Genomic DNA, 11,163 nt, shown 5'->3' with positions numbered 1-11,163 from the left:
GGGTTTTGCGCCGAACTCAGTATTTGTGAACACCCGAGATCAACTGTGGGAGCGAGCCTGCTCGCGAAAGCGGTGTGTCATTCAACATTGATATCGACTGACACGGCCTCTTCGCGAGCAGGCTCGCTCCCACATTGGTTTTGCGCCACGACTGAGCCCTGTGGGAGCGGGCTTGCTCGCGATGGCGGCCGTCCAGGCGCCGCCAATCCCGAAACTGCCCGCTCTCGGCCAATCCCCGTATAATCGCCCTCTTTTTCCCGAAGGCACCCCGCTCGTGGCAGACAAACGGTACAGCTGCATTGGTTTGTATAACCCCAAATCACCGGAGAACGTCGGTTCGGTGATGCGCGCCGCTGGCTGTTATGGCGTGGCGTCGGTGTTCTACACCGGCAAGCGCTATGAGCGCGCCGCCGATTTCGTCACCGACACCAAACGCGTGCACTACGACATCCCGCTGATCGGGATAGATGACCTGAAAAAGATCCTGCCCCTGGGCTGTGTGCCGGTCGCCGTGGAATTGGTGGAAGGCGCCCGTTCACTACCGGAATACACCCACCCGGATCGCGCCCTCTATATCTTCGGCCCGGAAGACGGCTCGCTGGATAAAGAGATCCGCGACTGGTGCGAAGACGTGGTCTACATCCCGACCACCGGTTGCATGAACCTGGCGGCCACCGTCAACGTCGTGCTCTACGACCGCATGGCCAAGGGGCTGAACACCCGCTCCGGTGCGAAATTCCGCTGAGTCACCGCACATCCGATGGAACAAGCGGCCCGCTTCGGCAGTCAGCTTTACTATCCTTCCCTGCCTGGAGACAGATCATGAGCGAACTCAAACGCGTAGAACGCATCGAATCCACCCCGTTCCAGACTCGCCACGAGCAAAACGTCGAGGGCTGGGAACGCATCGGCTCCCTGGCTGGCGGCGTGGTGATGATGGGTAAGGGCCTGCGGCGCGGCGGTGTGTTTGGCTTGATTCAAGTGGCCATCGGCGGCGTGGCTTTGGCCCGTGGCATTACCGGGCACAGCTCGGTGAAAAGCTTGCTGGAGAAAAGCCGTCAGGACATGAACACCGTGCGGGCGAAGATTCAGCGGGCGGGTGACGAGTTGAATCAGTTGAAAGCGGCTGCGGAAGCGGCGACCAAGACGGCGACCGTCACCGGGAATGATTCGTTGAAATCGCCGAAAACCGGGGTTTGATCCCCCGCCCTGATCGTTCCCACGCTCTGCGTGGGAATGCCTCTGGGGACGCTCTGCGTTCCGGCTCTGGAAAGGGACGCGGAGCGTCCCGGGCGCATTCCCACGCAGAGCGTGGGAACGATCAGTTCAAGAGCTCGGTATCGAGGACTTTGGAAGGCTCACCGATGACGCTTTCGGCGAGCTGAACAAACTCTTTGGTATCGACACTTTCCAAATGCATCGCCCCGCGCTGCACATCATCCAGCGACCGCTTGTTGCGGGTCTTGATGCGAATCTCCTGATCCAATTCCTGTAGCAGCAACACTGCCCTGGCAATCTGCGCCGGGCTAACCTGCGAGCCGCGCAGGGTCGTCACCTTCTGGCTGTCCTTGGCCAACTTCTTCTGCAAACTCTCATAGCGCTCATCGCTCATGCCGCCGGCGCGACGCACCAGTTCGATGGCGTAATACTCCGCCAGGCCTTCGCTGATCCATTCGCTATGTTGTTTGTCGTTGACCCGGCCGAACACCTGGGCCAGTTCGCGTACCAACACACTGGTGCCGCTTTCGCTGACCAGCGGCAAACGGCTGTTGAGGTAGATCGATTCCCGCGCCGCCAGGCTGCCGCGCCACATCGGGTCATTGGCACCGACGATCAGCAGTTTGCTCGGATGGCGTGGGAACACGGCCTGGGCTTGCGGCCAGACAAAGGTCAGCAGCGTCAGCACGTCCATGCGATGCATGCCCTGCCCCACCGGCGAGGCGACGGTGACTTCGGTTTCCCCCAGCCGTGTGCGGCGACTGCCGAGATGGCCGGCGAGCATCCAGCCGGTCGGCCGGTCGAACAAGCGGGAGACGTTGTTGATGCGGAACGTGTTCTTGCCGATACGCGGCCAGGCGGTTTCGACGCTTTTCCAGCCGCTGGGCAATTCGAATTCCAGGCGCGATACCAGTTCGATGCCGTCCTGCTGATCGAGTTTGGCCGCCGGCACCAGGTCGTCGCCACGCATCAGTGCCCAGTTTGGCGTCATGCGCGTGTCGAAGCTGCCGCTCTTGCGCCCGTGGCTGATGCGCACGCGGTAGGTCAGGCTGGCCTTGTCGGCGGCCGGGTGCCAGATACCCCGGGCGGTTTTGCCCGGCGTGAGTTGCCATTGGCCGTCGGCCTTGAAGTCGCTGTAGTGGCTGCCGTCGCCCAGGTCAAAGTCGAGGCTGCGCACCGCCGAGCCTTGCGCCAGGGTCAGACGCACTTCCGCCTGATCGCTTTGCGGCAACAGGCGCACGTGGTAATCCAGATCGACCTTCTTCGCCGCCCACACCGACGAACTCAGGGCCAATGCCCCGATGGCCAACGCCAGCCGCAATCCCCCAGCCATACACACTCCTTGTGGCAATAATCACTGCCTATTTATTGGGTGAGTGCTTCGCACTCAAGCGGGAGCAAGCTCCCTCGCCACAGCAAGCTCCCTCGCCACAAAAACGGTGGACCTTTAACCCGCCCGGAAAATCAGATGATCTTCCCAATCGTCTTCCGGCACGCTGCCTTCGGCGAGCATGCGTCCGGACTGGGAGATGCGTTCGTGGTGCACCGCATCGCGATCGCCGCACACCAGGTGGTGCCACAGTGGCAGGTCCTTGCCCTCGCTGACCAGCCGATAACCGCAGGTCGGCGGCAGCCACTGGAACTCTTCGGCCTTGCCCGGTGTGAGCTGAATGCAGTCCGGGACGAACTCGCGACGGTTCGGGTAATCGGTGCACTGGCAGGTGTTCAGGTCCAGCAGTTTGCAGGCGATGCGCGTGTAGTAGACGCTGTTGTCTTCTTCATCTTCGAGCTTTTGCAGGCAGCACAGGCCACAACCGTCGCACAGCGATTCCCATTCCTGGGGATCGAGTTGATCGAGGGTTTTGCGTATCCAGAACGGTTCGACTTTGGCGGCCATGGCTCAAGCATCAACATCAGGTGGTGAAAAGGCCGCCAGTCTAGTGCCCAAGGCCTTGCGGGCCAAGCGCTGGCGACTGCCGGTAAGAACTTCACTTGTCAGTTTTGGCGCCACGAAGTAGCTTTGCCAGTCGCAACGAGCCAAACCTGAAGGCCATTAACGCGCAACCGCGTTGCATTCCGGTGAACTGCCACGGCTCGAAAAACCTCATCGCTCAGCTCAACTGTGGCCGCTGGTTTTTATTTCGACTCCCTGACCCAAACGTAGCAAGGAACCTCTGCATGAGTGCCAATCCACGCGTTGCCGAATATGCCATTCACCCACAGTTCACTGATCGCTGGTCGCCACGGGCCTTCACCGGCGAAAGCATCCCGGAAGAAACCCTGCTGAGCTTCTTCGAAGCCGCGCGCTGGGCGCCGTCCGCCTACAACTCGCAGCCTTGGCGGTTTCTCTACGCGCGCCGCGACACGCCGAACTGGGAGCGTTTCCTGGGTCTGCTGAATGAGTTCAACCGCGGCTGGGCGCAACACGCCTCGGCGCTGGTGATCGTGATTTCGAAAACCACCTTCGCCGTTCCCGGCGCCACCGAAGAAACCCCGGCGTTGTGGCACACCTTCGACACCGGCTCGGCCTGGGGCCACCTGGCGCTGCAAGCCAGCATCAGCGGCTGGCACACCCACGGCATGGCCGGTTTCGACCAGGAACTGACCCGCAAGGAGCTGAACATTCCCGAAGGTTATGCGCTGCACGCGGCGGTGGCCGTCGGCAAACTGGGCGATAAAGCGACGCTGGCGGAATACCTGCAAGCCCGCGAAGAACCAAGCCCACGCCGTCCGCTGAGCGAACTGGCGGCTGAAGGCGACTTCACCCTCTAAACCACACTGCAAAACCCACTGTGGGAGCGGGCTTGCTCGCGAAGGCGGTGTGTCATTCAGCTGTGATGTCGGCTGACACGGCCTCTTCGCGAGCAAGCCCGCTCCCACATTTTGGTTTCGGTGTACTCAATAACCGCGATTGAAGTCCACTTCGCCGCGCAGCGCTTCGCCTGCCTGGTAGGCCCGCAGGTTTTCGACGAACAGGTCCACCATCATCGTCGGCGATGTGGGGGCCGAGCTGTGGCCGGTCAGGAGCAAGCCCCAGGCAGTCCAGAACGGGTGCCGTTGCGGCAAAGGTTCCTGACGGCAGACGTCGATCACTGCGCCGGCCAGGTGCCCTTCTTTCAAGGCTTCCACCAGGTCCGCATCGACTACCGCCACGCCGCGTCCGACGTTGATGAACACGCCGGTCGGCTTGAATTGCTTGAACAGCGCTGCGTCGTACAAATCATGGGTGTTGGGCGTGTTGGGCAGCAGGTTGATCACGTAATCCACTTCGCCGACCAGTCGCGGCAGGTCGGCCAGCGCGGCCACTTCCACAAACGGTGCCTGCTCCCGGGCTTCGCTGGCGATGCCGTACAGCTCGACGCCAAACGGCACGAGGAAGTTCGCCACGGTCTGGCCGATGTCGCCGGTGCCGACGATCAGCACTTTGCGTCCTGCCAGGCTTTGGCCCTGACGGCTGTCCCACTTGCGCTCGACCTGGCTGACCAACCGCGCCAGCACCTCGCGTTCGTGGCCGAGCATATAGGTCAACACGTATTCAGCCATGACCTGGCCGAAAATCCCCACCGCACGGGTCAGGCGATAGTGACGTGGCAGGCCGTCGGCGAGCAGCGGCGTGATGCCGGCCCAGGTCGATTGCAGCCATTGTGGCTGGTGGCCCTGACGCAGCAGGTTGGCCAGCAAGTCCGGCTGGCCGAGCCAGATCGGGCAATCGGCAGCCTGGCGCGCGAGTTCGGCGGAGTCGCCGCTGGTCAGCACTTCCAGTTCGGGCGCTGCCTGACGCAGCAGTTGGGCGTACACAGGGTGGTCGTGTTCAGCAATCAGAACGCGCATGGTTCAAACCTTTCGAAAACAGAGCAGACGGCCGCCGGCGGAGTATCGCTCCGCCACGCTGGCCATCGCCAAAATCATTCCAGTCTTTCACACAGGTTCTGAACAGAACCTGTCTGCCGATCACATCGGGTCGTTGCGGCGCAGCAGTTCTTCGGGCAAGTGTTCGATGTACTCGTCCTCGGCCGGCGGCATTTGCAAGTGATAACCCTGTTTCTCAAGGTTTGCCAGGACCACGGTGATGTCCTCGCGGGACAGTTTGCGCTCGGGGGTCAGCACCAGGTCAAAGGCGTGATGCGGCTTGCCGAACGCCGCCATCAGCGATTCCGGGACGCGCTCCAGTGCATCGCTTTTGAGCACATAGAGGTACATCTCGTTTTTCTTCAGGCTGCGGTAGATGGAACAAATACGTTTCAAGGCTGTTCTCCGGCGGTGGCCAGGCTGTCGAGCAGCGCCTGGCCCATCAATTCGCGGCGCCAGCCACGCAGCGAATCAGGCAATTGGTAAGGACCGTTGGGGTAGCCGCTCTTGAGCAGCGCTTCCAGGGTTTTCTTGCGCAGCATCAGTTCTGGCGCGATGTTCAGGCGTTCGGCTTCGGCCTGGCCGATGGCCCGCAGTTGCTTGATCAGCGTGGCGGCGTCCACTGGCAAGGGTTCCGGCACTGCGGGCGGCCATTGATCCGGCGACACATTGGCAGAACGCTTGATCAGGTCCAGCAGGAATTCGCCGTCCTGACGCACGGTACGCGGGTGCATGTCTTCGATTTTCGCCAGCGCGCCGAGGTTGTCCGGCTGAGTCCGCGCCAGCGGCCACAACGAATGCTCACGCACGATGCGGTTGCGCGGCAGGTCCCGGGCGCGGGCTTCGTGCTCGCGCCAGGCGCAGAGTTCACGCAACACCGCGAGCTGGGCGCGGGACAGTTTCCAGGCGAGTTTGGCTTCGCGGTAGACCTCGTACGGATCGACCTCGCGGCGCAGGTTGGCCACCAGTTCGGCGCCGTCCTCCAGCACCCAGTTGTATTTGTCTTCGGACAGCTTCGGTTGCAGGCGTACGTAGACTTCCGCCAGGTGCAGGGCATCTTCGGCGGCGTAGCTGATCTGGGTGTCGGACAGCGGGCGTTGCAGCCAGTCGGAACGGGTTTCGCCCTTGGGCAGGTCGATGCCGAGCACTTCCTGGACCAGCCGCGAGTAACCCATGGAAAAACCGAGGTTCAGGTAAGCGGCGGCCAGTTGTGTGTCGAACAACGGGGCCGGCAGGCTGCCGGTCAGGCGCAACAGGACCTCGAGGTCTTCGCTGCACGCGTGGACGACTTTGACCACGGCCGGGTTTTCCAGCAACGCGGCCAGGGGCTGCCAGTTGTCGATGGTCAGCGGATCAATCAGGTAAGCGCGTACGCCATCGCCGATCTGCAGCAGGCCTGCGATCGGATAAAAGGTGTCGACCCGCATGAATTCGGTGTCGAGGGCAACGAATGGCAGCTGCTGCCACTCGGCGCAAAACTGACCGAGGCTATCGTTGTCGCGAATCCAGTGAATATCGATGGCCACACGGCTCTCCCTTGAAGAATGGCGCGCAGTATATATCGCCCCCGGCGATTTCCGCGCATCCACTGAACAAGAGCTTTAGCGAAAAGACCTGCTTAAAGGCAAGAAATGTCTGACGAAGGGAGGTTAACCGGTCTTACGCAGCACGTAGACCCGCATCCGCGCGCAACCGGGAAAGAAGTCCTGGTGACTGAGCAGGCTGAAACCCGCCTGTCTGAACTCGGCTTCCAGCAACAGCTTGCCCGGCAACAACGGGGGCTCGAAGCCCTCGGTGGCGGATGGCCGACGCCCGAAGCGGCTTTGCAGGCGGACCGCGACAATCACCGTGTCACGGCTGACGCGGTGGAATTCCCCGAGCATGGCCAACCGGTGGTCGGGGCTGGCGATATGTTGAAACAGTTGCATGCAAATCATGCAATCCACCGCGTTCGCCGATAAATCGAGGGTGAACGCCGAGCTCTGAAAGGTCTTGATCCGCTTGAGCAACTGCTGCGGGTGATGAGTGCGGGCGTGATCGAGCATGTCCTGGGACGGATCGGACGCGAGGATCACCCGGTTGCCGTGCTCGGCCAGCACCGGCCAAAAACGCCCGGCGCCGCAGGCTACATCCAGCAACAACCCCGGCTCGCCGGCGACCTTGAGGGCGTTGCGCACCAATTGCTCGGCGCGCCAGAACGCCAGGCGTCCGGCCAAGCCACGGGGCTGCGGCTGCAAGCAGACGCGAGCGTGTTCCTGATCGTAGCGCCGGGCGAACTCTAGCTCGACGGCGGATGGGGGCAACGCGGACATATACAGGCTCTTATTGAAATATCTACCGGCCGCAGGTTAGCGACTGGTCCGTGAAAAATAAGTCGAAGCACTCACTTTTTTGCCAGCACGCCATCGATGATCGGTGCGCGGCAGCCGGCGAACATGTCCAGGTCCGGGTTGTAGACCTTGCTGTCGACTTCCAGCAGACCGAGCATCGAATGGAACAGGTTGTCCTGGCTCAAGGGTTTTTCGCGACTCAGTTGCAGGCAATGGGTGTCCACCGCGAACGACTTTTGATAGCTGTCGGAGAACCACGCCAGCATGGCCACATGTTTCTGTTGTTCCGGCGCCATCATGTAAGGCGTGCCGTGGAGAAACAGGTTGTACTCGCCCAGGGATTCCCCGTGATCGGACAGGTAGAGCATCGCGGTATCGACTTTGTCCTGGTTGCTGCGCAACAGATCAATCAGGGTCGACAACACGTGGTCGGTATACACCAGGGTGTTGTCGTAGCCGTTGACGATACTGTCGCGGCTGCAATTATTCAGCGCATTGCTTTCGCAAACCGGGGTGAAGTGTTCGTACTCTTTGGGGTAACGCTTGAAGTATTCCGGGCCGTGACTGCCCATCTGGTGCAAGACCAGCACGGTGTCTTTATCCAGGGTGTCGATAAAGTGCTGCAAACCTTGCAGGAGGATTTCATCGCGGCATTCACTGCTGGAGCACAACACCGGGTCCTTCAAGTTGCTGACGTCGTCGATGGTGACCCGATCGCAGGTGCCTTTGCAGCCCGACTGGTTATCGCGCCAGATCACGTCCAGGCCGGCACGCTTGAGCACATCCAGCAGGCCTTCTTCGTTCTTCGCCTTGCTGGCGTTGTAATCCTTGCGCCCCATGTTGGAGAACATGCACGGCACCGAAACCGCAGTTTCCGTGCCGCAGGAATGCACGTCGGTGAAAGCGATCAGGCCGGCTTCTTTACTGAGTTTGGGCGTGGTGTCGCGCTCATAACCCAAGACCCCGAAGTTCTCGGCCCGGGCACTTTCGCCGACCACCAGCACCGTCAGGGATTTGCGCCCATGGGTCTGCCAGCTCAGGTCTTTGCGGGCGTCTTCACCGATCTTGACGAAGGGCTGTTGCGCCGAGGCGACTTGCTCGCGCAGATAACCGACCGAGGCGCCGATGTAGTTGCTCGGCACCACCATCAAGTGCAATTCATGGTGATTGCGAAACAGCGACGACAAGCCCTGATAGTTCACCAGCGCCACGCCACCAATTACCACCACCGACGCGACACTGACCAGGACTTTACTTAATAGATCGCGGTGCCAGACGCGATAATTGATCGGTGTTTTCCATAACAACCACGATGGCAAAACACCCAATAGAACTATATAAGCCAACAACTTAATCGACAGTAAGTCGCGCACTTCCGTGGCATTGGTTTCGGCAAAGTTACGGAACATGCCGGCATCGATCAGCACGCCATATTGGCTCATGAAGTAAGCCACGCCGGCACTGACCATGAAGATCAACGTCAGCAGCGGCTTGAGCACGGGCCGGAACGCCAGCAAGGTCAAGACGATGTTGAAGGCGCCGAGCACCATGACGCCAAATGCCACGCGCATGGCGATGCCCTGAGCGTTGGTGGCGGTGATTTCGAAAAGGTGCTGCCAGAGCACCAGATTGAACCCGGCCAATAAAAAGGCGCTGGCAATCAGCGTCACCCACTCGGGGCGCACGGCTTTGAATTTCAACATGCGAATGGACTGTTCCTGAAAAGATGTGCCGCCGGCGAAATGTGAAAATTTCATTTTCCGCGACAGCACAAACTTTAAGCAGCCAACCATCAATTTTTCGTGAAAAAGAAGCCAACGATTAGTTGGCCCAAGATATAGACGTGAAACTTTTAATGTATTTGAGAAACTGTCAGGCCTGGTTCAGGTACCAGCGCCAATCCTGCTCCCCGACTTCGCCCATGAACTGCCGATATTCGGCACGCTTCACTGCCAGGTACACCCCCAGGAACTCAGCGCCGAACGCGTCCCGAGCCCAGCTCGAACCTTCCAGTGCGCGCAACGTGGTCAGCCAGTCGGTCGGCAGCAATTCGGTGGCCTGGGCGTAACCGTTGCCTTCCACCGGCGCGCCGGGGTCGAGTTGCTCACGGATGCCACGGTGAATACCGGCCAGGATCGCCGCTGCTGCCAGGTACGGATTGGCGTCGGCCCCGCAGATGCGGTGTTCGATGTGCCGGGAGAACGCCGGCCCGCCGGGCACCCGCAGGCTCACGGTGCGGTTGTCCACGCCCCAGGTGGCGGCCAGCGGCGCATAACTGTTGGTCTGGAAACGCCGATAGGAGTTGGCGTTAGGGCAGAACAGTAGCAACGAATCGAGCAAGGTGCTGAGCATGCCGCCCACGGCCTGCCGGAGCAGTGGCGTGCCGTCGGGTGCTTCGCTGGCGAACAGGTTGTTGCCGTCCTTGTCCGCGAGGCTGACGTGCATGTGCATCCCGGTGCCGGCCAGGTCATCGAAGGGTTTGGCCATGAAGCACGCCGCCATCCCGTGCTTGTGCGCCACGCCTTTGACCAAGCGTTTGTAGCGCACCGCTTCGTCCATCGCCTGCAAGGCATCGGTGCGGTGCTCGAGGGTGATTTCCACCTGGCCCGGCGCGTATTCGGAAATCGCCGTGCGCGCCGGAATGCCCTGGAGTTTGCAGGCGCTGTAGAGGTCGGCGAGGAACGGTTCGATCTGCTCCAGTTCGCGCAAACCGTAGACCTGCGTGGCCCGTGGTCGTCCGCCATCGACGTCCCGCGCCGGTTGTGGCCGACCGTTACTGTCGCGCTGTTGATCCAGCAAATAAAACTCCAGCTCCGCCGCCATCACCGGGTAATAGCCGTCGGCCTGCAAGCCTTCGATGACCTTCGCCAGCAAGTGCCGTGGATCGGCAATGGTTGCCGGCAAGCCTTCCTTGGGGTGCATGCTGACTTGCACCGCCGCCGTGGGAATCAAGCGCCACGGCATGCGCTGCAAACTGCCGCTGACCGGGTAGGCGCGGCAATCGATATCGCCGACGTCCCACACCAGCCCGGAGTTTTCCACGTCGTCGCCATTGATCGTCAGGCCGAGAATGGTGCTCGGCAGTGGCCGGCCGCTTTCATACACCGCCAGCAGTTCATCGCGATGCAGCAACTTGCCCCGAGGCACGCCGTTGTTGTCGAGGATGAACAATTCGAACATCTCGATATCCGGGTTCTGTTCCAGAAAGGTCAGGGCTTCTTGCTTGGTCGCGAAGGAGGTCGTGGCACAACTCATGGGAATTCTCGTTTTTCCGTGTCAGGCAAACGCGCAGGCGCCGCCGGTTTGATCCCGACGCATGGCGTGGGACCTGTAGGAACAATTAACGGGAAACGCAGGAATCCGGCGGGCGCGCGTGGCGGCAATGCCACAGTGCCCAGAAGGCCAGTTCGGAAGGAAGTGCAGAGAGCTTTGGCGCAGTGGCAGGCAGGAATCGACGACCGAGGCTGGATGCCGGGTGGTGGAATGCGACTGGCCAACCGTCCATAGAAGAAACCGCAGAAAACAGATGAGTTGCAGCGTCACATGGCGGGATGGGTCGTTAAATCGGGAATTGAAGAACTTTGGTTGTGGGTTGGCTAAACATTACGAGCGTCACACATAACCTGTGGGAGCGGGCTTGCTCGCGAAAGCGGTGTGTCAGCTACATCAGTGCCTTATGACACACCGCCTTCGCGAGCAAGCCCGCTCCCACAGGGACTGTGGTTTATTTAATTTCTAGATACCGCCCCAGACTTTCTGATTTGCC

General features: G+C 60.8%; 11 protein-coding genes. 3 read left to right on the top strand and 8 right to left on the bottom strand.

Going from position 1 to position 11,163, the window contains the following annotated elements:
- Positions 1 to 274 precede the first annotated feature (274 nt).
- Together ACIQY3_RS05660 and ACIQY3_RS05655 are read left to right on the top strand one after the other, a co-directional pair.
- Complete coding sequence (locus ACIQY3_RS05660) at positions 275 to 745, top strand: RNA methyltransferase (RefSeq protein ID WP_010462134.1); 471 nt, start codon at positions 275 to 277, stop codon at positions 743 to 745.
- 77 nt (positions 746 to 822) lie between these two features.
- On the top strand, positions 823 to 1,200 hold the full coding sequence (locus ACIQY3_RS05655; protein ID WP_054615842.1) for a DUF2892 domain-containing protein: 378 nt from the start codon (positions 823 to 825) through the stop codon (positions 1,198 to 1,200).
- Between the two features lie 121 nt (positions 1,201 to 1,321).
- Here ACIQY3_RS05655 and ACIQY3_RS05650 read toward each other — a convergent pair whose 3' ends face one another.
- Positions 1,322 to 2,551 carry a hypothetical protein gene (locus ACIQY3_RS05650; RefSeq protein ID WP_403017927.1) on the bottom strand — a complete coding sequence of 410 codons (1,230 nt, stop codon included), beginning with the start codon at positions 2,549 to 2,551 and terminating at the stop codon, positions 1,322 to 1,324.
- A gap of 114 nt (positions 2,552 to 2,665) precedes the next feature.
- Positions 2,666 to 3,115, bottom strand: coding sequence for a YcgN family cysteine cluster protein (locus ACIQY3_RS05645; protein WP_403017926.1), 450 nt, complete (start codon positions 3,113 to 3,115; stop codon positions 2,666 to 2,668).
- A 281-nt stretch (positions 3,116 to 3,396) separates the two neighbouring features.
- On the opposite strand from ACIQY3_RS05645, the gene ACIQY3_RS05640 reads away from it, so the two are divergent.
- Complete coding sequence (locus ACIQY3_RS05640; RefSeq protein WP_403017925.1) at positions 3,397 to 3,990, top strand: nitroreductase family protein; 594 nt, start codon at positions 3,397 to 3,399, stop codon at positions 3,988 to 3,990.
- Positions 3,991 to 4,116: 126 nt separating this feature from the next.
- Here the strand turns inward: ACIQY3_RS05640 and ACIQY3_RS05635 are convergent, their stop codons facing one another.
- The 6 genes from ACIQY3_RS05635 to ACIQY3_RS05610 form a co-directional block, all read right to left on the bottom strand.
- Positions 4,117 to 5,049: a D-2-hydroxyacid dehydrogenase gene (locus ACIQY3_RS05635; protein WP_054615844.1), complete on the bottom strand. Its 933-nt coding sequence runs from the start codon at positions 5,047 to 5,049 to the stop codon at positions 4,117 to 4,119.
- Positions 5,050 to 5,169: 120 nt separating this feature from the next.
- Complete coding sequence (locus ACIQY3_RS05630) at positions 5,170 to 5,463, bottom strand: YcgL domain-containing protein (protein ID WP_403017924.1); 294 nt, start codon at positions 5,461 to 5,463, stop codon at positions 5,170 to 5,172.
- Positions 5,460 to 6,593 (bottom strand): ribonuclease D, encoded by a 1,134-nt coding sequence (gene rnd, locus ACIQY3_RS05625; protein ID WP_403017923.1) that lies wholly within the window; start codon positions 6,591 to 6,593, stop codon positions 5,460 to 5,462. Before rnd ends, ACIQY3_RS05630 begins: the two co-directional genes overlap by 4 nt.
- A 123-nt stretch (positions 6,594 to 6,716) precedes the next feature.
- The gene (locus ACIQY3_RS05620) at positions 6,717 to 7,379 is read right to left on the bottom strand and encodes a class I SAM-dependent methyltransferase (RefSeq protein WP_403017922.1); all 663 of its coding nucleotides are present in this window, start codon (positions 7,377 to 7,379) and stop codon (positions 6,717 to 6,719) included.
- Positions 7,380 to 7,450: 71 nt separating this feature from the next.
- Positions 7,451 to 9,100, bottom strand: a complete 1,650-nt coding sequence (locus tag ACIQY3_RS05615) for a phosphoethanolamine transferase (protein ID WP_403017921.1) — start codon at positions 9,098 to 9,100, stop codon at positions 7,451 to 7,453.
- Positions 9,101 to 9,269: 169 nt separating this feature from the next.
- Positions 9,270 to 10,652, bottom strand: coding sequence for a glutamine synthetase family protein (locus ACIQY3_RS05610; RefSeq protein WP_403017920.1), 1,383 nt, complete (start codon positions 10,650 to 10,652; stop codon positions 9,270 to 9,272).
- Between the last annotated feature and the right edge of the window lie 511 nt (positions 10,653 to 11,163).

Source organism: Pseudomonas sp. NPDC096950 (genome assembly GCF_044762525.1).
GTDB lineage: Bacteria > Pseudomonadota > Gammaproteobacteria > Pseudomonadales > Pseudomonadaceae > Aquipseudomonas.
This window is presented reverse-complemented; position numbering and strand designations above follow the sequence as displayed.

What these genes read in the sequence shown, in the direction of transcription:
- ACIQY3_RS05655 (WP_054615842.1), top strand. Translation starts at nt 823, where the DNA reads ATGAGCGAACTCAAACGCGTAGAACGCATCGAATCCACCCCGTTCCAG.
- ACIQY3_RS05650 (WP_403017927.1), bottom strand. Translation starts at nt 2,551, where the DNA reads ATGGCTGGGGGATTGCGGCTGGCGTTGGCCATCGGGGCATTGGCCCTG.
- ACIQY3_RS05645 (WP_403017926.1), bottom strand. Translation starts at nt 3,115, where the DNA reads ATGGCCGCCAAAGTCGAACCGTTCTGGATACGCAAAACCCTCGATCAA.
- ACIQY3_RS05640 (WP_403017925.1), top strand. Translation starts at nt 3,397, where the DNA reads ATGAGTGCCAATCCACGCGTTGCCGAATATGCCATTCACCCACAGTTC.
- ACIQY3_RS05635 (WP_054615844.1), bottom strand. Translation starts at nt 5,049, where the DNA reads ATGCGCGTTCTGATTGCTGAACACGACCACCCTGTGTACGCCCAACTG.
- ACIQY3_RS05620 (WP_403017922.1), bottom strand. Translation starts at nt 7,379, where the DNA reads ATGTCCGCGTTGCCCCCATCCGCCGTCGAGCTAGAGTTCGCCCGGCGC.
- ACIQY3_RS05615 (WP_403017921.1), bottom strand. Translation starts at nt 9,100, where the DNA reads ATGTTGAAATTCAAAGCCGTGCGCCCCGAGTGGGTGACGCTGATTGCC.
- ACIQY3_RS05610 (WP_403017920.1), bottom strand. Translation starts at nt 10,652, where the DNA reads ATGAGTTGTGCCACGACCTCCTTCGCGACCAAGCAAGAAGCCCTGACC.